The sequence below is a fragment of the Ferruginibacter sp. SUN106 genome, from assembly GCF_050611765.1.
Taxonomy (GTDB): domain Bacteria; phylum Bacteroidota; class Bacteroidia; order Chitinophagales; family Chitinophagaceae; genus Ferruginibacter.
In genome coordinates this window covers 221,041-242,541 of the sequence record NZ_JBODJC010000006.1, presented here as the reverse complement: position 1 = coordinate 242,541, position 21,501 = coordinate 221,041, and the positions used below count along the sequence as shown (strand labels likewise).

At 39.3% G+C, this 21,501-nt stretch carries 12 protein-coding genes; 7 read left to right on the top strand and 5 right to left on the bottom strand.

From position 1 onward, the window contains the following. Positions 1–60 precede the first annotated feature (60 nt). Positions 61–2,658 (top strand): PKD domain-containing protein, encoded by a 2,598-nt coding sequence (locus ACQ334_RS23315; RefSeq protein ID WP_430990695.1) that lies wholly within the window; start codon positions 61–63, stop codon positions 2,656–2,658. 68 nt (positions 2,659–2,726) lie between these two features. Here ACQ334_RS23315 and ACQ334_RS23310 read toward each other — a convergent pair whose 3' ends face one another. After that, positions 2,727–3,440 (bottom strand): YqjF family protein, encoded by a 714-nt coding sequence (locus ACQ334_RS23310; protein WP_430990694.1) that lies wholly within the window; start codon positions 3,438–3,440, stop codon positions 2,727–2,729. A gap of 36 nt (positions 3,441–3,476) precedes the next feature. Beyond that, the gene (locus ACQ334_RS23305; protein ID WP_430990693.1) at positions 3,477–4,748 is read right to left on the bottom strand and encodes an NAD(P)/FAD-dependent oxidoreductase; all 1,272 of its coding nucleotides are present in this window, start codon (positions 4,746–4,748) and stop codon (positions 3,477–3,479) included. 156 nt (positions 4,749–4,904) lie between these two features. On the opposite strand from ACQ334_RS23305, the gene ACQ334_RS23300 reads away from it, so the two are divergent. Next, positions 4,905–6,419: a c-type cytochrome gene (locus ACQ334_RS23300; RefSeq protein ID WP_430990692.1), complete on the top strand. Its 1,515-nt coding sequence runs from the start codon at positions 4,905–4,907 to the stop codon at positions 6,417–6,419. A gap of 82 nt (positions 6,420–6,501) precedes the next feature. Here the strand turns inward: ACQ334_RS23300 and ACQ334_RS23295 are convergent, their stop codons facing one another. Continuing rightward, entirely contained in the window at positions 6,502–7,398 is an 897-nt protein-coding gene (locus ACQ334_RS23295) for a PorP/SprF family type IX secretion system membrane protein (RefSeq protein ID WP_430990691.1), read from the bottom strand. A gap of 19 nt (positions 7,399–7,417) precedes the next feature. Continuing rightward, positions 7,418–10,687 carry a YCF48-related protein gene (locus tag ACQ334_RS23290; RefSeq protein WP_430990690.1) on the bottom strand — a complete coding sequence of 1,090 codons (3,270 nt, stop codon included), beginning with the start codon at positions 10,685–10,687 and terminating at the stop codon, positions 7,418–7,420. Positions 10,688–10,853: 166 nt separating this feature from the next. On the opposite strand from ACQ334_RS23290, the gene ACQ334_RS23285 reads away from it, so the two are divergent. The 3 genes from ACQ334_RS23285 to ACQ334_RS23275 all read left to right on the top strand — a co-directional run bounded on the left by ACQ334_RS23285 (position 10,854) and on the right by ACQ334_RS23275 (position 17,699). Continuing rightward, positions 10,854–13,871 carry a gliding motility-associated C-terminal domain-containing protein gene (locus tag ACQ334_RS23285; RefSeq protein WP_430990689.1) on the top strand — a complete coding sequence of 1,006 codons (3,018 nt, stop codon included), beginning with the start codon at positions 10,854–10,856 and terminating at the stop codon, positions 13,869–13,871. A 72-nt stretch (positions 13,872–13,943) separates the two neighbouring features. Next, positions 13,944–14,552: a response regulator gene (locus ACQ334_RS23280; protein WP_430990688.1), complete on the top strand. Its 609-nt coding sequence runs from the start codon at positions 13,944–13,946 to the stop codon at positions 14,550–14,552. A 96-nt stretch (positions 14,553–14,648) separates the two neighbouring features. Next, positions 14,649–17,699: an ATP-binding protein gene (locus tag ACQ334_RS23275; protein ID WP_430990687.1), complete on the top strand. Its 3,051-nt coding sequence runs from the start codon at positions 14,649–14,651 to the stop codon at positions 17,697–17,699. Positions 17,700–17,878: 179 nt separating this feature from the next. On the opposite strand, the gene serA is transcribed toward ACQ334_RS23275, so the two are convergent. Beyond that, complete coding sequence (gene serA / locus ACQ334_RS23270) at positions 17,879–19,117, bottom strand: phosphoglycerate dehydrogenase (protein WP_430990686.1); 1,239 nt, start codon at positions 19,115–19,117, stop codon at positions 17,879–17,881. Positions 19,118–19,171: 54 nt separating this feature from the next. Here serA and ACQ334_RS23265 point away from each other — a divergent pair, with 54 nt between their 5' ends. Next, entirely contained in the window at positions 19,172–20,536 is a 1,365-nt protein-coding gene (locus ACQ334_RS23265; protein WP_430990685.1) for a serine hydrolase domain-containing protein, read from the top strand. Between the two features lie 194 nt (positions 20,537–20,730). Continuing rightward, positions 20,731–21,480 (top strand): DeoR/GlpR family DNA-binding transcription regulator, encoded by a 750-nt coding sequence (locus ACQ334_RS23260; protein WP_430990684.1) that lies wholly within the window; start codon positions 20,731–20,733, stop codon positions 21,478–21,480. Positions 21,481–21,501 lie beyond the last annotated feature (21 nt).

Below are 21,501 nucleotides of genomic sequence, written 5' to 3'. Positions count from 1 at the left end.
AATTACACTATGGCTGCTTTTAAAACTACCATAGTGTTTTTGTTGGCCTTATCCTTCACAATGGTACATAAGGTTGCTGCGCAACAAGCCAATGTATGGCATTTTGGAATAAATGCCGGTCTTAATTTTAATGTAAATCCACCTCAGCCATTAACTGGTGGCGCTTTAATTTCTTTTGAAGGTTGTGCCAGTTTTTGTAATAAAAAAGGACAGCTTTTATTTTACACCGACGGAACAAAAGTATACAACAGGAACCACGCCATCATGCCCAACGGAAGCGGCCTTGCAGGTGATAATTCTTCCACCCAGGCAGCCATTATCATTCCTAATCCCGGCGACTCTGACATTTATTATATTTTCACTTCCGATTGTTCAGAAAATTCTTTTGTAAAAGGCTATAATTTTTCTGTAGTAGACATGAGGCTGAATGGAGGATTAGGCAATGTAACAGCTCAAAAAAACATAAACCTTTACAAACCCTGTACAGAAAGACTGGCTGCTGTAAAAGCAGCTAACGGAATAGATTATTGGGTAATAACGAAAGGATTGAATAATAATCAATTTGCCGCTTACAAAGTAGATTGCAAGGGCGTAAACCTCACACCCGTATTATCCAATGCAGGTATTGTACATACATTTGACCCACGCCAGTATGTAGGCACAGGGCAAATGAAAGTTTCGCCTGATGGCAAAAAATTATGTTTACCTATTTCCTGGCCGGTTACCAAGGCCCAGTTATTTGATTTTGATAATATTACCGGCAAAGTGTCTAACGCTATTGATCTTAGCGGGTATACGCAAGGGGTAGGACATATTTATGGTGTAGAATTTTCTCCCAACAGTAAACTGCTTTATATCTCTACCGTGTTTGATAACAGCATTAACCAATACGATATCACTTCCGGTGACCCGGTAACCATTAATGCTTCTAAATATGTGATCGGCACATCATTATTTCTTCCTAATTCATTACAGCTTTCTCCTGATAAAAGGATATTTGTGGCCTTTGCGCAAAATACTAATGTGAGTGTTATTAATAACCCGGATGTGTATGGCCCGGGTTGTAATTATGCGTATGCAGCAGTTGACCTCAACGACAAGCTTTGCTGGGCAGGACTGCCTTCTTTTATTGCCAGCCTTTTTGATAACAGCAGCCATGTTGATTTTACTCATGCCTTTATTGATTGCCATAGCCAGTTTACCGGATCTACCGACCTGGCAGGCAACCTGGAATGGAAATGGGATTTTGGAGATGGCAGTGTTGGTGCCGGCCAAACCATTAACCACTCTTTTAAAAAGGCAGGTACTTATGATGTTACTTTAAAAGTGATCACCAGCTCCTCCTCCTGCGGACCACTTATTGCAGATAGCTTTTCAGTAACCAAACAGGTAACCATTACCAATAATATTTTTGCGGTGGACTATGGCTATAGCGGTAACTGTGTAAACCAGCCCACGAAATTTTTTGACAGTACGGTATTAAGCACCGGTACTATCACCAGCAGCACCTGGGATTTTGGTGATGGCTTTACGGCATTAAACCTGCTTAACCCTGTACACACTTATACTGCTCCCGGAAAATACAGCGTAAAACTTTTAGTAACTACCAGCGGCATTTGTAAAACAGACAGCATGGTAAAGGATGTATATATCGGAACCCCGCCTGCAACCGCCTTTTCAATAACTAGCGGTTGCGAAAACACGCCTTTGCAATTTACCGATCAATCTGCTGGCAGTACCACACCTGTAAATTCCTGGAAATGGTTTTTTGGAGATGGTGATTCCTCTGAATTAAAAAATCCTTTACATAGCTATCGTAATTATGGCAACTATACCGTGCAGTTGCAGGTGGCTTCTTTCGGTTGTTTATCGCCGGCAATTGTCACTCACCCGGTAGTGATAGACAGTAAACCCAATGTGCTCTTTGACTATCAATATCCCTGCCTGGATAAAGCCACATTATTTACAAATGGTTCTTCTAATGTATTCGGCACAATCATAAGCAATACCTGGTTGTTTGGTGATAATACCAGTTCGGCTTCTATAAATCCTGTGCATCAATACACTAAAGCAGGCAATCCTGCTGTAAGCCTTACATTGGTTACGCAGAATGGCTGCAGTGTTACTTTAACAAAAACAATTACTGTAATAAAAGCTTTTGCCAATGCAGGGCGGGATACAATTACGCTATTTGATAAGCCCATACAATTGAATGGTAGTGGTGGCGGTACTTATAGCTGGAGGTCAGCCGCTAATTTAAATGATCCCTCCATTCCTGATCCCATTGCCCGTTTAAAGAGTAATGAGTTATTTATATTAACTACCACCAGTGCAGAAGGTTGCGTAGCAACAGATGATGTGCTGGTAAAAGTAGTGCCCGTTTTTGATATCTATATTCCAGCTGCGTTTACACCTAACAGCGATGGCAGCAATGATGTATTGCGGCCTTCGCCAATTGGCATCGACCATATCAATTATTTTAAAGTGTATAACCGTTTTGGCCAGGAACTTTTCAGCACCAAAGAATTAGGTAAAGGCTGGGATGGCAGGATCAGTGGCGTGTTGCAGCCTATTGGTTCTTTTGCCTGGATGGTGCAAGCCGTGGATATTTATGGCAGGGTGATCAATAAACAAGGTACTTCTGTATTGATCCGCTAGGTAAGTAAGGCCGATTTAAAATATTGCCGCTGCTCTCCCACTCATACACCAGGTTTATACAGTTCTGGTTACAAACGTCGCTTTTTTAAAATAGCAATTGCAGATCCCTGTGCCATAAAAACCGAATTGGGCACAGTGTTTTGTAAGAAAGCAAATTCATCACCGTATAAAGTTTTAAAATCGCAATCAATAATGTATTGTTTTACAGGATATACTTTCCATGCCGGGTGCTGCACATTATATTCAAAAGTGGTGGCTGTATTATATTGTGAATACCCCCAGTAATGTTCTGCAATAAATTCCTCTTCGCTGCCGGGCTGCATGGGTAAAGGCTCAGTTGCAGTTGTAGCTTCCAGCTTATTCCACTTGCCTTTGTGTTTCCAATGATACCCTAAATTGATAGTGTCTGCTGTTTGTTTGAAGAAATGTTTCATCCGCATAGTACTGTACTTTTCGTGGTATAAAGTATTGGCAATAATGCTGATCGCTGGTTTTGGAACGATCTCCTTTATAAAAACAGCGCCCCTTTTCCATTGCCCGTTATCATTATACCGTACATAAAAGCGCAGGTTTACTTCTTCAAAATTTACATGAAAAGGAATTTTAACACCTAAGATCTTTGTTTTTTGAAACATAAAACCAATCAGGCTTACATACACGTTGCCATTGTACACATCCAGTTCTGTTTTATCAGGTACATATTTTTTTAAAATGGCAGGATCTGTAATATAATTCGCCATGATAAGATTATTCCATTCGGCAGTTAAAAATGTAGCAGACATATTTTTTATAAACAGATTTACAAAGGAAAGGTTTACCTAACTTTTCTTTTTATCTACTTCTTTAAATATCAAACGCAAATTCTGATCGTAGGTAAAATAATTATACAACCAGTTACAAAAAACAAAGAACCGGTTTTTCACGCCCAGTATCAGCATCAGGTGCAATCCCATCCAGATCATCCAGGCAAAAAAACCTTTAAAATGTAATTTAGGTTTAGGCATATCCACCACTGCTAAATTCCGGCCCACTGTTGCCATACTACCTTTATCATTGTACACAAATTCTTCCAAAGCTTTTGTATTGCTTTTCATTTCTATGTTACGCAAATTCTTTGCAATCATATCTGCCATTTGCGTAGCCACAGGTGCTACCTGCGGGTGCCCGTTAGGCCATGCAGGTTCCTCCATATACGCCACATCGCCAATAGCAAAAATATTAGTGGTGCCCATTACTTTACACTGCCTGTCAATTTTAATCCGGTTGCCTCTTGCAATTAAATTTTTATCTACGCCTTCGGGCACATTGCCTTTAATACCTGCAGCCCATATCACAATTTTTGTATCAATAGTGTTGCCATCCTGCAAAGTAATTTTCTCGCCGTCATAATCTTTTAATAAAGTATTGGTTAAAACAGTAACACCTAATTTCTCTAAATACTTTCCCGATTCGTTGCTGCTTTTTTCACTCATATTGCTCAATGTTTTACCGGTACCTTCCAGCAAATAAATTTTCATTTGAGAAAAATCCAGTTCGGGATAATCTTTAGGCAATACATATTTTCTCATATCGGCAATAGCACCGCTCAACTCTACTCCTGTAGGGCCGCCGCCTACAACTACAATGTTCATCAGTTGTTTTATAAGGGCTTCATCTTTGGTATTGATTGCTGCTTCAAAATTCTGCAACAACTTATACCGCAATTGCAACGCTTCCAATGTACTCTTCATGGGCAAAGCATGGTTCATTAAATTTTGGTTGCCGAAAAAATTAGTATCGGCACCGGTGGCAATTACCAGGGCATCATACTCAAATGAACCTATATTGGTCACCACTTTATTTTCAGCACCGATTATTTGTTGCACTTCCGCCATTCTAAAGCGTATGTTCTTACTGTTGTGAAAAACCTTACGCAAGGGAAATGAAATATTACTGGCATCCAGCCCGGCTGTAGCTACCTGGTAAAACAAGGGCTGAAACTGGTGAAAGTTGAATTTATCAATAAGGGTAATCTCAAACCCGGGTTTATTACTGAGGTTACGGGCTAACCTGAGCCCGCCAAAACCACCTCCTATTATAATTAGTTTCATGATCTTTTAATTTACACCACAAAGATACACTATTTTCAATAATTTTTGAAAATTTAGGAAATAAATTATTCCGGCAAACCCGTTACAAAAACTACATTTATGTATAAATAACCTGATTACGGTATACTATCTTGCCAAATGCTTAAACTACTTTTAATGAAACGTATTCTTATACTTACTCCCCTGCTGTTGCTGTTATTTGCAGCTTGTAAAAACAGCAGTAAATCAACACAAACCCTTTTAACCGCCAAAAACCTTAAGAGTACTTTTATCACTTTAGATGCGATGGCGGCATACACTTTAAAAACCCCTAAAGGTGCTATAATAAAAATTCCTGCTCATGCATTTATTGCAGGTAATGCCAGTAAAGTGCAATTAGAATTTAAAGAAGCTTATAGCTTGCAGGACATTATTATGGCTGGCTTAAAAACAGAAAGTAATGGCAATCCACTTCAGAGTGGCGGTATGTTTTATATTAACGCTACAGCAGATGGCAAAGCGCTTGAATTGCTGAAGCCAATAAAAATATCAATACCCACAAACGCTTATGATGATAATATGGAATTATTTAAAGGCCAAGTGGAAAGTGATAGCACTATCAATTGGGTAGATCCGCAACCATTGGATACCGGGCTTACTGCAAAAAAATTACTTTTAGGCGAAAGGCTTTTTAAAGCCAATTGTTCCAGTTGTCATAAACCAAACAAGGATTTTACCGGGCCGGCATTGGCAGGCTGCAGAGACAGGGCACCTAGCAGGGAATGGCCTTATCGGTTTGTGGTTGATTGTAACCGTATGTATGAAACTGATCCGTATGCAAAAGCCCTTGTTAAAAAATGGGGAAGCAAGCAGATGCAGTTTATTTTATCTAAAGAAGACATACACGCAATTTTTGATTATTGTGATAACAGGGCCACTTTAATACCTCCTATAAATTTACCTGACACCACAACCCCAATGCCCGTCGCTACCAAACCTGCAACACCTTGTGGTTTTGATACCGTGTATTACAATAGAGCTGATACTGGAATTACCATCATACCTGATGATACTACTGTAAAACAAACTGCATTTCCTGACAGTGGCGCAGTAGCAGATTTTGTTAATGAATTCAGTAGTGGCACAGAGTCGGCAATACCACTAGACTTTACAGATGAAAGCAGCACCGGCGGCATGTACGATATTTCCATCAAAGCTTTGGGCTGGTACAATCTTGATGTTTTTTTAAAAGCTTATCCTGCATTAACTGCCGTAAAACTTAAGGTACAATTGCAGACGCCAATTGAATCTGGCATGAATGTATTTTTATTTTGCCCAGGTAAAAGATTACTTACGGAAGCAAACAGCAATGATGGTAATATTTTTTCTTTTGCAGACAATACCGGTACCATTTCTTTAGCACTTACAGATAAAGCCGTTATACTTGCTTTTGGAAGCAAGGGAGATAAAATGTTTTACGGCACCGCATCTTTCAACATAAAAACGGAGCAATTGATTCCTATTACTGTAAAAGAAACCACGGAAGCTGCATTAAAATCTTTTATTCTGAAAAACAATATCGATGGCATTACTATTGACCTGAATAAAAAAGAAGATTTTGAAATACGACAAAAACCCTGTGATGGTATGGCAAGTGATACTTCTGCAGAAGCTATTATAAACGGGTTTTAATACTATTGTGTTGCATAAAAAAGAACAAAAAAAACGGCTGTCTTTCAACAGCCGCTCGTTAAACTTAACCAAAACAAACTACTTATTTTATAAAATTGTATCTTATCAATACTTCATGTGCATTTGCACCATTATCAAAACTACTTACCGGATTAATATAATCATCGTAAGCATAGCCCACTGTAAATTTCTTATTGATGTTGATACCTGCAGAGATCATAAAACTCTGGTGAGACCTGTACCCTAATCCCCACCAGAAAATTTTATTGTGCTCAAACCTTGCTCCCACCTGGTAATTCACCGGGGCGTTGGGTAGATAAACCAATATGGCATTTGGTGTAATAGTGGTATAACCATCCACATCAATATGATAAGCTGCATGTGCATAATAATGCCTGTACAACATGGCTTCTTCCGTCCTGGTTAAATTTCCACTGTAGAAATTTAATTTAGATTGTACCAGCTGCGATACTGATGCTCCCACTTCTATTGTTTTACTGGTATACGAAACACCAAAGCCGGCATCGTATTTAAACCTGCTGTCTGCGCCACCTAATACAGGGTCATTACCTAAAGTTGCATACAGTTTAGAAGTGTTTAATGCATATTGTTGCAAACGGGTTTCTAATCCCAAAGAAAATACTCCTTTATCTCCCATTACTATATGTTTGGCTAATGAAAGATCAATACCTGTTCTTGATGTAGGCCCGGTTTTATCCTGGTACACATATCCACCAATACCAATGGCTTGTTTAGGCAGATTAAAAGAACCAAACACGGTAGCAGTTTTAGGACTGCCACTGATACCTGCCCATTGGCTGCGGTAACTTACACCAACAAAATTGTTTTCGTAAACCCCTGCTGTAGAAGGGTTGTGCAAAACGCCCTGCATATCATACATAGATGAAGTTTGCAATTGTTGTGCATTTGTTGTGGCAACAAAAGCTACAAAAAGGGCTGTTAATATTTTATGTTTCATAATTAGTATTATAAATAGATTATCTTAAAATTGTTACATCACCTTTTAATTGCAAACCATTACCGGTTATCAGTTTAAACCTGATAACATAGTAGTAAGTGGCATCCGGTAAAGCTTTTCCTTTGTACGTTCCATTCCAGTCGTTCTGGTAATTTTCATTGCTGTATACCAGGTCGCCATTACGGTTAAATACATTTACCATTACCTGGCTGGTACAAGCACCACCACTGGTAACGATCCATTTATCATTGATACCATCACCATTTGGTGTAAAGGCATCCATGATCTTAATGCAATATGGAATTACTGTGATCACGGTATTATCAGTAGAAGTACAACTGTTATTATCTTTTACTGTTAAAGTATATGTAGTGGTTGCAGTTGGTTGTGCAGTAGCTACATAACTATTGGCACCGCTTGTAATAGTTGTTGCCGGCGACCATAAGATGCTTGTAACATTAGTATTAGGAGATGAACCATCCAATGTTACCACATCACCACTGATGATAGTTTTGTCAGGGCCTGCACTTATTACAGGATTGGCTTTGGTAGAAATATTGATCGCTTTTGTTCTTACACAACCATTTAGTGTAGCCGTAACTGTGTAAGTAGTATTGCTGTTAACTGTGGCTACAGGATTACTGATTGTTGAGTTTGACAATCCTCCTGCAGGACTCCATGAATACACATTGGCCGCACTGGTAGCAATCATCGGCACCGGAGCACCTGCACATACTGCTGTATCATTGCTGGTGGTTAAGGTAAGGTTGTCGGTAAAACCAATGGTAACAGTTTTGGTAAATACCTGGCAGGCTGCATCTCTTATCACAATTGTTTTTACACCTTGCGTTAAACCTGTAAATACATTTGAAGACTGTAATGCACTTCCGTTTAAAGTATAGGTGTATGGTGCAATACCGCCTGTTGTATTAATAGTAACACTACCTCCGTTAGGATTTGTACAGGTAGCATTAGTAACTACTTCAGAAGAATTTACTGTAGTAAAAGCAGTATTACCATATTCCAGTAAGATGGCAGATGAAGTACTGATAGGGCCACCAAAGCCGGCAACCAATGGCATTGCATACAATTTCTTATTTTGTATTGGAGCTACCATTTTAGGATAGATGGAAATATTCGACATACCCTGGGGGCTCAGATCATACGTCCAGGTAGACCAGCCATTGGTAGTGGTTAAAAGAAGACTACCTGCGTTTATATAACCATTATTCACATCGTTCATTATTATTGTACTGATAGATGTAAATGCAGATATTGTTATTGGATTAGTAGTTTGTACCAGCGTCAGGTCCGTCCAGGTTGCACCGGCATCTGTTGATCTGAATAATTTTTTGCTTGATCCGCCTACATACAATGTTTTACCATCTATTACGCTTAATGCATTGTAAGTAGCAGTAGCATTACCCGCTGCTGTTGTATCCGGGCTAACATCTGTCCATGTAGTACCACCATTAACTGTTCTGTATACTTTACCTCTGTTGCCGCAGGTATACCCTGTATCCTGGTTAGCAAATTTTATATTTTTTAATTGTGGTGCAAATGTGCCTATAGGAAATGTTTTCGTAGTATCCCAAACAGGAGTAGCTGCATTAACATTTAAACTACGGAAGATCACTGTTCTTTGCACTTCGGGGCTAAACCTGTAACCTACTGCCCATGCCCTGTTGCCTACCATTGTAAAATTGGTAATGCCACCGGTATTCTGATTAGGCTCAATAAATATTGGTGTATAGGTTTGGCCCTGGTCTGCAGATTTATGAATGCCAATAAAACCAAAAGTATTGGTGCTGAAAAACATACTGTTTACTGCAGGATAAAATACATTGGTTAAACTGATTTGATTGGCATCAAATACCGCATTGGAAGCATCCACCCAATTTTTTCCACCATCACTTGTCTTGGCAATAGTTCCGCTGGCTCCTACAATAATACCATTACAATTATCAGCCCAATCCATATCAGAATAGCTGTAAAATAATGGCCTTATATTTTTATATACGGTGCTCCATCCTGCTGCTCCCGGTAATGAATCATAGGTCATACCATTATACCCTGCAGCTACTATTCTGCCATTTGGTGTTATATCCATTGCCTGGTATCCCCAGTGCGCAATATTGCTGCTGGCAGGTACAGGATTTGTTGCCGTCCAGTTAGTACCATTATCTGTAGAGAATGCAATGCTTCTTCCATCACTCATCACAATTTTTCCTCCCGGTGCTTTTCTGATATGCCACATAGCGCCAGTATTTAAAGGAGAGTTAGGTGGTGTGGTTGGAAAAGTATTTGAAATGGCTACTACCTCATATACACCTCTTTCATAAGCGCCGTATATCAGTGGTACTGCATTAGCAGTGCTATCATTTTTACCCGTTCTTACTCTTACAACAATACCATTTGAGTTACTGGAGATCAGCACCAGCGAATCATTGATACCCAACAGCCCTTTATAAGTTTGCGTACACTGTGTAGGGTTACTTCCCGTGCCGGTAGTAATCGATACACCAAATTTTGTACGATGCAAACTGTAATCTTTTACAATATTTTTTTCAATTTTCCAGAGTATGGCGCTGTAGTTAGGCACAGACTGTCCGCAGGAGCCACTCACATAACCTACAGAGTCATTCACAAACATGATACGTTGTATTTCGGCAGAATTAAAACCGCTTAAAGTAATATTATTTTGTTGCGGCCTGAAGGGGCTTGCTAAAGAATCCCATGTAGTACCACCATTTCTTGTAAAATATACTTTTGGTGCATCGTTAATATTGGTGGTATTGGTAGTGTTAATTGCTGCACCACCAATATACCCTGTATCCTTATTTAAAAAATGTAATGCATTAATATTCCTGCTTAATGCTGTAAGAGGAGTGGTAACCTGTGCCCAGTTTAAACCACCATCGGTACTCTTTATCATTAAACCGCTGCCGCCAACTGCGTACGCAATAGTTGGTGTTACAAACTGTACATCACTAAACTGTGCCAGTGCCAATGTGTTGGAAGCATTGATAAATTTAAAGGGAATGTATTGCCAGTTGCGGCCGCTATCTGTTGTTCTGGCAATAGCGCCATTGTTACCAACAGCTAAGCCGGTTTTATTATCAATGAAAGACATGTCGGTTAAATTAAAGCCATGTTGAAAAGGAACCACATACTTCCAGGGGCCTGCACCAACAGCCGGGTTTAATTGTGCTTTAACGTTCAGGCCTGTAATCATAAGAATGATAACTGCCAATGAACTGAATTTTGTTTTTAAGCTGCGTTTTGCCATTTTTTTTAGCGTTTAATGTTTTGGTGAATGAGGGCAGGAGTAAATTTCAGAGTGCAATATTATCTACTGGTAAAGGATAGGCTTGTAGAATTAACTCTACTGGTGCTGAAACTATTTTGAAGTTCTTTTGATGTATAATTGATCGTCACCAGTCATTTTACTTTTTATGATGCGGTATATATTAAGCCTTATTATTTTACTGTTTTCCTTTTCAAAGCAGCAGCTGTTTGCGCAGAATTTTCAGAAGGAAGCGAATATCTGGTACTTTGGAAATTATTTAGGAATTGACTTTAATAGTGGAACTCCCGTTCCATTAAATAATGGGCAATTACATACAATTGAAGGTGTGGCTACTATCTGCGATGCAAACGGAGGTTTACTTTTTTATACTGATGGTATTAGTATCTGGAACAAAGTACACCAGGTAATGCCTAATGGTACTGGTTTATTTGGTGACCCTTCTTCCACGCAGTCGGCAGTTATTGTTCCAAAAATCGGGGACCCTGCAAGGTATTATGTTTTTACTGTAGATGCAGTACAGTTTGTGCCACCTACCGGAACGTTTACCCCCACCAAGGGATTAAATTATTCAGTCGTGAACATGACGTTGGATAATGGTAAGGGAGATGTGGAGATAAAAAATGTGCCGCTCACACAAAACAGCTTAGAAAAAATTACTGCCGTAAAACATTGTAACAATAAGGATATTTGGGTATTGGCTCATGATACGGCCTCAAATGGTTATTATGCCTACCTGGTGAATGCCACAGGTGTAAACACCACACCAATTATCAGCCATACCGGCACAGTACTACCAGGCCTTCCCCGCACACCTACTACACGTATTGATTCTTCTTTTCTTGGTTATATGAAAGCTTCGCCAAATGGAAAAAAAATAGCTACTGCTTTCTGGAATGTAAACGTTGATGTAAGTGATTTTGACAATGCAACAGGCATTGTATCCAACTCCATAAGCTTATTCCAGCCAACCGATCCTCATTACCTGTCCTATGGCGTTGAGTTTTCGCCAAACAGCGATCTGTTATACACCACTGTCTGGCGTGATGCAACTAGTGCGTTTAGTAAAAACGAACTGCATCAATATGATATTACCCTTGGTTCCCCTGCTGCAATAAGAGCATCCAGGCAAATCATATCAGGACTATTTAATCCGGGTGAAATATATGCAGCTTTACAGATAGCTCCTGACGGAAAAATGTATATGGCACAAAATTTATCCCCGCTTACTTCTCCTACATATATTTCCTCAATCAGCAGCCCTAATGTTTACGGCAGCGGATGCAATTTTACCAATAGTGCGATACAGTGGTCGCAATCAAACCAAAAGTCAACATTTGGCTTACCTACTTTTATCCAAAGTTATTTTTATCCTGTAGATAGTTTCACCCATACCGTTAGTTGTCAGACTTTAACAGGTACTTTTAATTACACACCTGCGTCAAATGTAGTATCAGTAAAATGGATCTTCGGAGATCCGGCATCCGGCGCTAATAACATCTCTACACAAAACAATGCAGTACATATATTTTCTGCCCCCGGCAATTATACTGTACAGCTGGTAAAATTCACCAACTGCGGAACAGATACTTTACAAAAGCAGGTAAGCACCGATGCTATAAATATTAATTTAGGTAACGACACTTTGGTTTGCGGCGCTACCAGTTTATTACTGAACTCATCGGGTGTTGGAAGTACCAATACTTTTTTATGGCAGGACGGTTCCACCAATCCTACATTTACAGCAACTGCTTCCGGCTTATATTGGGTGCAGGCCAGTAACAGTGCCGGCTGCATGAAGAGAGACAGTATCAATGTTACCTTTAAACCAATGCCGGTATATAATCTTGGTGCAGATGCGGCAATTTGTGCCGGTGATTCTTTAACACTTGATGCCACTGTGGCAAACGCCACCAGTTATTTATGGAATACAGGCGCTGCCACTCCCACCATCAAAGCATTCCAGGTAGGTATTTTCTGGTGTGATGTAAATAAAGACGGTTGCGTTTTCAGGGATAGCTTAGCTATAACGGCTGTAAAACCTGCACCGGTAGTTAACCTGGGCAATGATATTACGGTTTGCCAGGGAGTTCCTGTAACGCTCAATGCTACTAATCCTAACGCAACTTATTTATGGCAGGATGGAACAACTAACCCTGTTTATACACCAATCACTTCTGGTTTGTATTGGGTAGAAGCAAGTAACACCATCAGTGGTTGTAAAAAAAGAGACAGCATCAATGTACTGTTTACTGCTGCGCCTGTTTTTACCCTTGGGCCCGATGCAGCTATTTGTGCAGGAGATAGTTTAACACTTAATGCTTCTGTATCTAATGCTACCAGTTATTTATGGAACACCGGTGCCACTGCTGCTACAATAAAAGCATTCCAGGCCGGCCTTTACTGGTGCGAAGTAAGCAAAGGCAGTTGTTCTTACAGGGATAGTTTAATTATCACAGCAGTTAAGCCATCGCCGGTAATAAATTTAGGCGCTGATAAAACAGTATGCGAAGGCGTTATAGTAACATTGGATGCCACCTATCCAAACGCCACTTACCTGTGGCAGGATGGCAATACCAATCCCATTTACCCTGTAAGCAAACCAGGAACCTATATTGTAAAACTGGATTTAAATGGTTGTAAAAAAACTGATACGGTAGTTATCAATTACAATTTAAAACCAAAATTTACTTTAGGGCCCGATCAGTTGATCTGCCCGGGTAATACTATCACACTCAATCCTGTAACAGATCCGCTATGGCAATTACAATGGCAGGACGGAACAAGCAACCCGGTGTATACCATCACCAAAACCGGAAACTATGCTTTGACCGCCACCAATACCTGCGGTTCAACTACAGATGATATCATTATTTCAAAAGGGCTTTGCACCATATTTATACCCAATGCATTTACCCCCAACGGCGATGGTAAAAATGATTTGTTTAAAGTTTTTGGTACCGAACTGGTTACTGATTTTAATTTAAAGATCTTCAACCGCTATGGACAAATTGTTTTTGAAACAAGTGATAAAAATAAAGGCTGGGATGGTAAACTGAATGGTACCAACTCTCCCGGCGGTGGCTTTATTTATTTACTTAGTTTTAAAGAAAGCAGCTCCACAGAATTAAAAGTAGTAAAAGGCACTTTTATTCTTATCCGGTAAGTAAAAAAATAAAAAGAAGAAGCTCCGATAAAATATAGAAATTAGCATAACAAACAGAAGAATAAAAGAACGATGCAGCCAAAAATTTTAATAGCAGATGATCACAGTATGATCAGGAAGGGCCTTAAGTTGCACATGCAGCTTACACTGGGCTTTACTGACATTCAGGAAGTGGCTACCTGTAATGAGTTGATGAAGGAGCTGGTAAAAAATAAATACACCCACCTGGTGCTGGATATTATTCTATCGGATGGCAGTACGCTGGAAGTAATTCCTAACATCCGCAGAGTATATCCCGCTTTAAATATCCTTATCTTTTCGATGCAGCCGGCAGAAATTTATGGCGAAGCATTAAAGCAGTATGGCATTAACTACTACATGTCTAAATCGGTAGGCGAAGAAGAAATGGTGCAGATACTGTATAAATTCATGCATAATGAAATGCCGGTTCGTCAAAACAATATCCAGCACCAGGATAACCCTTTTAAGGCTTTAGCGCCAAGAGAACTGGAAATTCTGCACTATGTATTGAAGGGCATCGGCACCAAAGAAATAGCCGATAACCTTAATTTAAAAATGAATACCATCTCCACCCTTAAGAACCGCATTTTTGAAAAGACCAATGCCGGTAACATTAAAGAACTGATGGAACTGGCCACTTTGTATAATGTGAGTTATTAATTGATGGCAGTTATTGAAATTTTTAAATAATGCGCCGGATTGGGAAATGAAATTAGCATAACTTATGAATTAAATTAGTGTAATTTGTAGTTGACTATGCAGAAAACTTTACTCCTTCTTTTCTTTGCATTTGCCTTTACAATATCATTTGCACAAAATGAGCCCAATTGTTATGTGCAGCAATTTACTACAGAGAATGGCCTTCCTTCCAATGTGATCAGTGGTTTGCAATGGGATGATGAAACCGGCTTTTTGTGGATGGCTACCGGTATTGGTATTGTGCGTTTTAATGGCATAGATTTTAAAGTATTCAACAAAGAAAATATTCCGCAAATGGCAATGAACCGGATGCTGTTTGCCCTGCATGACAATACCGGCAGCATACATATTGCCGACCAGTTAGGCAATATGTATGTGATACAAAAAAATGAACCGGTATTATGGCGGACTGCTGCAGCATCTGGTAAACCCAGTAGTCAGTTTCCCTATTTTGCTGCTGATGCCGATACTTTTTTTCAAAAGAAGAGCAATAAAACTTTTGCTGAAGGCATTGATAAATTATTTTGCCTGAGCGATACTTCAAGCGTTGTTTTGAATAAAAATAATTTGTATTACCATTCCAAAAGTTTGCCATCACCGGTAATATTGCCTTTTAAACAGGTAAATTATATATTCGAAATTGATAAAAATTATTTTTTAATTGATACCAATGAAAAAATATACAAGATCAATTTTAATGATAATACCCTTAGCCCTGTACCCATTGCCGGCCCAAATGCAGGCTTATTAAAACCTGCCGGCGATAACAACTTATTGTTTTGGCAACCCGGTATGACTGAACCTGTTTATATAGAAGATGACAAAGTATGGGTATTGAAATATGAAAACGGTGTTTTAAAAGCTGAATTACAGTTTGTGGGCGTGCCTACAGATTCTTATATAAAATCTGTACAGTACAGCAAAAAAAAACAGTTGCTGTTTATTGGTACAGAATCATCCGGATTGATAGTGGCCAGCCTTAATAAAGTTGAATCGCTGCAGCGAAAAAATGGCAACCCTAAGAACCGCAACAGTTATTTTTCGCAGGTAGAATTAAACAATGGAAATGTACTTACCAATGAAGGCGATATTATTGGTAAAACAAATTTTCCACCCGGTGACCTGCCCATTGCCGGTAAATTTTTATACAACGTAACTAAAACCCCCGATGGCAGCCTTTGGTACAGCAAGCAGGAGCCTCACCAGCCTGTTGCAACTTTGCATCAATATAATGCAGCTTCTAAACAAACAATAGTTTACAATAAGCTGTCGCATAGCGAACTTGTTGTAACCAACAGTGAGCAATTGTACATTGTAAATCATATTGGCATAGGCCTGCTTAAGGCAGACAGTATGGATTACATATATAAATTTAAAACGCAGGCAAAACCCGGACTGGAGTCCTATGATTTTGTAGAAAGCAATGAAAAGGGTATTTTTTATATTGCTAATTGCGGTGGCCTGCTGCGTTATAATATGCACCTGCAAAAGTTAGACACGCTATTATCACGGCCGGGGTTTTGCATTGGCAATGTTTGGCTATACAAAGAGTATGTTTTGTGTGGCAGTAATGGCGCAGGATTTTATATGTGCAAGGGCAATAAGGTAAAAGCAATGCCCCTTGATAAACAAAACTCTTTATTGTTCACCAATTGTTTTGTACCTGACGACAAAGGCTTTTGCTGGATAAGCAGCAACAAAGGAATATATAAATGCCTGTTAAGCGACCTGGTGAATTATTTTGAAAACGAAGTTTCCGAGCCGGTGTACTATCACTATTTTGGCAAGAAGGATGGCATGAAAATGACCGAGCTCAATGGAGGCTGCACACCATGCGCTTTGTATATGAAGGATAAAACAGTGTCCTTTCCGTCGATGGATGGGCTGCAATGGATAAAACCAGACCAGATACAGGAAGTATTACCCACTGGTGATATTTATATTGATGAAATAGTTGCAGACAATAAAAGAATACCTGCGGATTCGGTTTCAAAAATAAAACTGGATGCCTATACCGGTGAAATAATTATCAGGCCTCAATTTGCAGCCTGGTGCGGCAGCGAAAATATTTATCTGCAATACCAGGTAAATGATACCACACATTGGAACTGGGTAACACCCGAGAGCAATGGTGTCATTCGCCTTATTAATTTATCACAGGGAAAATATACTGTCCGCATAAGAAAAATGAACGGTTACGGGCAGCATAATTTTTCGTACGCCACTGTTCAGTTTACTATCAATACGCCATGGTATAAACGCTGGTGGTTTGTGCTGCTTTGCGTATTGGCTTTTTTGGGCGTCATCGCACTTTTCTTCCGGTTTCGCACAAGGCAATACAAAATCAGGCAGTATAAACTGGAAAAGCAGGTTGCAGAAAAGACAAAGGAATTACAAACCCAAAATGAAATACTTGAAAAAAATAACACCATTAAAACAAGGTTGATTTCTATCATCAGTCATGATATTGTTACACCGTTAAGATTTGTAACGGTAGCCGGTAAAAATTTAATTGAAAAAAGAAGTCTGATGTCGGAAGAATTGCAACAGGAAACTATTCAGGAAATCACCAATACATCGCAGGAATTGCAATTGTTATCTACCAATATTTTAAACTGGATAAAATACCAGAATGAAAACAGGCGCCTGGTAAAAGAATCTTTTACATTACACGACATGATCAACCAGGTATTGGGTGTTTTATTTTCTTTAGCCAAACAGAAAAACCTGGTACTGGAAAACACTGTTGACCCTGAACTTAAGATATACCAGTATTTTGAACCACTGAAGATCCTCGTTTATAACCTCTTTACCAACGCCATTAATTTTTCAGAGAAAGGCAGCATCATCATCAGCGCACAGCCGGTTGGAGATAAATTAATTATTACTGTAAAAGATGAAGGCGTTGGAATGACAGCTGACCAGATAAAAAATATTATGGCCGATCAGTTCATTATTTCTTCTGCCAATATTGATAACAGAAAAGGTAACGGCCTGGGGTACCTTATTATTAAAGACCTGATAAAAACGATGAATGCAAAACTGCAGATCAGCAGTGAAAAAGGAATTGGGACGAGTGTGTCGATAGAGTTAAGTATTACTAAATAGTTACGGGTTAAAGGAGTTACGAGTTACGGGTTAAAGAAGTTACGGGTTAAAGAAGTTACGGGTTACGGGTTATTTGATTGTTTGCGAAGGAATGAACTCCTTTTATCAAACCAACAATCAAATAACCCGTAACTCTTCTAACCCGTAACTTCTTTAACCCGTAACTAAAAAACCTTACATCAATAAAGCACCCTCACCTTAATCGTCGCTTTCACTTTACGCAGCAGTTCTACTGCATTTTTGCTTAGCCCTTTATCTACATCCAGTACCACATAACCAATGGCTTCGTTTGTTTTTAAGTACTGCCCTAAGATGTTTATTTTATGCTTACTTAATTGGGTATTTATTTCTGATAACACACCGGGAACATTATTGTGTATATGCAATATGCGGTGCGTACCTTCCTGCGGCGGCAGGCTTAATGCAGGCACGGTATGAGAACCATAAGTGGCACCTTTCTCTAAATAATTAAACAATTTATTGCTTACATCTTCGCCGATATTCTGTTGAGCTTCCTGCGTGCTGCCCCCGATATGTGGCGTTAACAACACATTGCTCAATCCCTGTAGTGGTGTGGTAAATTTATCGCCGTTCTTTTCAGGTTCCCATGGAAATACATCAATAGCTGCACCACCTAAATGCCCTTCTTTTAAAGATTTGGCCAAAGCATCCAGGTCTACCACTTCACCCCTGGCGTAGTTAATAAGTATACCGCCCTTTTTAAAATATTTTAAGTTGCCTTTGTTGATCAGGTTTTTAGTGCTCGCTAATTCAGGAACGTGTAAGGTTACAATATCTGCATGGCTCACCAGTTCCTTCAATGTTTTTCTATCTTCTGCATTACCCAATGGCAGTTTGGTTTCCACATCATAAAAAATCACTTTCATTCCCAGGCCTTCAGCCAATACACTTAACTGGCTGCCGATATTTCCATAACCAATAATGCCCAATGTTTTACCCCGCAATTCGTAACTGCCGCTGGCATCTTTATTCCATATTCCTTCATGTGCGGCCCTGTTCTTATCTACAATTCTTCTTATCAGCATTATAGAAGCGCCGATTACCAATTCCGCTACACTCCTGGTATTGCTGTAAGGCGCATTAAAAACAGCCACACCTTTATTGGTAGCTTCTTTTAAATCTACCTGGTTAGTGCCAATGCAAAAGCAACCAATTGCCTGCAGTTTTTCAGCTGCATCCAGTACTTTTTTAGTAATCTGTGTTTTGCTTCTGATACCCAGCAAATGCACATTTTTTACCGCAGCAATCAATTCCTCTTCTGATAAAGCTCCATTTATTTTTTTTACCGTAGCATAACCGGCTGCATTAAAGAACTTTACCGCTACGTCACTTATATTTTCTAAAAAAAGGATATTAATTTTTTCTTTGGGATAACTGGTGATTTTTTTTTCTGCCATGATATTTACGCCGTATTTTGTGCAAATATATTCTATCTATGTCTTAATATTTTTATGATACCAACTTTTTCGACCTTATTCAATAAAACGGCTGTTAATTCGAAATGGCAACGTTTGCGTGAAATCTCTGCTGTACTTATTATAATTCCTGCATTATTTTCCTGCCAGGCAAGCTCAAAAAAAACGGCCGGTGGCACCCTTAAAGATACTACCGGAATTATTGAATTACCCAAGCCTGCTCCCCTCGCAAAAGCTGAAGCAGAGCGTTTACGCATAGGCTGCGAACAATGGTTTGATTCTGCATTACTTTATAAAGGATATAACGGCAGTATGCTGGTGGCTAAAAACGGCAACATCGTTTTTGAAAAATATACCGGCACAGGACATTTACCTGGCAACGACCTGCTAACCGCCTCTACACCTTTACAAATTGCTTCTACTTCCAAAACATTTACTGCCATGGCAGTTTTAAAACTATGGCAGGAAGGCAAATTGAATATTGATGACGAGTTGAGCAAGTACATTAAAATTTTTAATTACCCCGGTGTTACCATACGTTCTTTATTAAATCACCGCAGCGGCCTGCCCAATTACCTGTATTTTATGGAAAAGCTGGGCTGGGATAAAAAGAAAATTGCCAGCAACGAAGATGTGCTGAATTATATGGTTACCAAAAAGGCGGAACTTGAAAATATCACATCTCCCAATACACACTTTACTTATTGCAATACCAATTATGCCTTGCTGGCTTTGCTGGTTGAAAATGTTACAGGCGAAAAATTTCCGGCGTACCTGCAACAGCATTTTTTTGGACCATTGCAAATGAAAAATACTTTTGTTTACCTGCCTTCAGATTCTGTAAAAGTAAATTACAGCTACGATTGGAGAGGAGGTTTAATTCCTTTCAATTCTTCGGATGGTGTTTATGGAGATAAAAATGTATACACCACTCCCGAAGACCTGCTGATATGGGACAGGGCTTTATCCAGCAAAAAAATATTTACTGAAGAAACGCTGGCACAAGCTTATGCTCCCTATAGCAACGAAAAACCAGGCGTAAGAAATTATGGATTGGGTTGGCGCATGAATATTTATGCCGATGGTAAAAAAATGATCTACCACAATGGCTGGTGGCACGGCAGCCGTGCAGTGTTTATAAGGCTGCTTAAAGAAGATGCCACTATCATTCTCATCAGCAATAAAGATTTCCGTTCTATCTATCACGCTAAAATTTTATCCAACCTGTTTGGTGATTATTATACCGGTGAAGAGGATGAGGAAAGTGACGCCGCAAAAACTACTGACAACTCCTCAACTGCAAAACCTGCGGCGGTTAAAGCACCAGCCCCGGAACTTTCAAAAAAGAATGGCAAAATGCAAAAGTTGTTTAAAGACAAGAACAAAGTAAACAAGCATTAGGATTTCAGATGTATGATTTTAGATGTATGATTGAAGGAGTGCGGCTTTAGGCATTTTTGTGAAGCAGTTTTATCTGAAACGCCTCTAAACTTGCATTTTTTGCAGGTTATTGCAAACAATGTGCAATAATAGTGAGTTATTTTTGCGGCTTTTTGCAATAATTTCCTTTAATTTGAAGAGTAATTACCAGGCTAATGCTCAAAAAAGAAAGACAGGCGTATATTGTACACCAGGTAAACCTGCATAATAAAGTGCTGTCTGCCAGCCTGAGCACCGAAATAGATGTATCTGAAGACACCATCCGAAGAGATTTACAGGAACTTGCAGAAGAAGGTAAATTAATAAAAGTACACGGCGGCGCCCTGTCTCATGCTTTCAATGATATCACTTACCCATCCAAAAAAGTGTATTCGCAGGATAACAAAAAGATCATTGCCGAAAAAGCAGTGCAGTTAATTAAAGACGGCATGTTTGTGTTAACCGGCGGTGGCACTACCATTATAGAATTAGCCAGGTCGTTGCCGGTTTCATTATCGGCCACTTTTATTTCGGGTAGTATACCTGCTATCGTTGAATACATGCACCATCCCAATATTGAAGTGATTGTTATTGGTGATAAGCTGTCGAAAAATTCTAAAATAACATTGGGTGCAGATGCGCTTACCCGTATCAAAAGCTTAAAACCTGATCTTTGTTTTTTAGGCATTAACTCCATCGATCCGGAACATGGCATAACTGATAATGACTGGGACGTGGTGCATTTAAAACAAGCGATGATAAAGGCTTCGCAAAAAACTGTGTGCCTCACTATTTCTGAAAAGATCGGTAGCATACAACCCATTCATGTTTGTGATTTAGATAAGATAGATGTTTTGATTACAGAATTGCCACACGACCATCCCATGCTGCAGCCTTATAAAGATGCAGGGGTAACCGTGTTATGATTATATTGTTGACTTGCTATT

What these genes read in the sequence shown, in the direction of transcription:
- ACQ334_RS23315 (WP_430990695.1), top strand. Translation starts at nt 61, where the DNA reads ATGGTACATAAGGTTGCTGCGCAACAAGCCAATGTATGGCATTTTGGA.
- ACQ334_RS23310 (WP_430990694.1), bottom strand. Translation starts at nt 3,440, where the DNA reads ATGTCTGCTACATTTTTAACTGCCGAATGGAATAATCTTATCATGGCG.
- ACQ334_RS23305 (WP_430990693.1), bottom strand. Translation starts at nt 4,748, where the DNA reads ATGAAACTAATTATAATAGGAGGTGGTTTTGGCGGGCTCAGGTTAGCC.
- ACQ334_RS23300 (WP_430990692.1), top strand. Translation starts at nt 4,905, where the DNA reads ATGAAACGTATTCTTATACTTACTCCCCTGCTGTTGCTGTTATTTGCA.
- ACQ334_RS23295 (WP_430990691.1), bottom strand. Translation starts at nt 7,398, where the DNA reads ATGAAACATAAAATATTAACAGCCCTTTTTGTAGCTTTTGTTGCCACA.
- ACQ334_RS23290 (WP_430990690.1), bottom strand. Translation starts at nt 10,687, where the DNA reads ATGGCAAAACGCAGCTTAAAAACAAAATTCAGTTCATTGGCAGTTATC.
- ACQ334_RS23285 (WP_430990689.1), top strand. Translation starts at nt 10,854, where the DNA reads ATGATGCGGTATATATTAAGCCTTATTATTTTACTGTTTTCCTTTTCA.
- ACQ334_RS23280 (WP_430990688.1), top strand. Translation starts at nt 13,944, where the DNA reads ATGCAGCCAAAAATTTTAATAGCAGATGATCACAGTATGATCAGGAAG.
- ACQ334_RS23275 (WP_430990687.1), top strand. Translation starts at nt 14,649, where the DNA reads ATGCAGAAAACTTTACTCCTTCTTTTCTTTGCATTTGCCTTTACAATA.
- serA (WP_430990686.1), bottom strand. Translation starts at nt 19,117, where the DNA reads ATGGCAGAAAAAAAAATCACCAGTTATCCCAAAGAAAAAATTAATATC.
- ACQ334_RS23265 (WP_430990685.1), top strand. Translation starts at nt 19,172, where the DNA reads ATGATACCAACTTTTTCGACCTTATTCAATAAAACGGCTGTTAATTCG.
- ACQ334_RS23260 (WP_430990684.1), top strand. Translation starts at nt 20,731, where the DNA reads ATGCTCAAAAAAGAAAGACAGGCGTATATTGTACACCAGGTAAACCTG.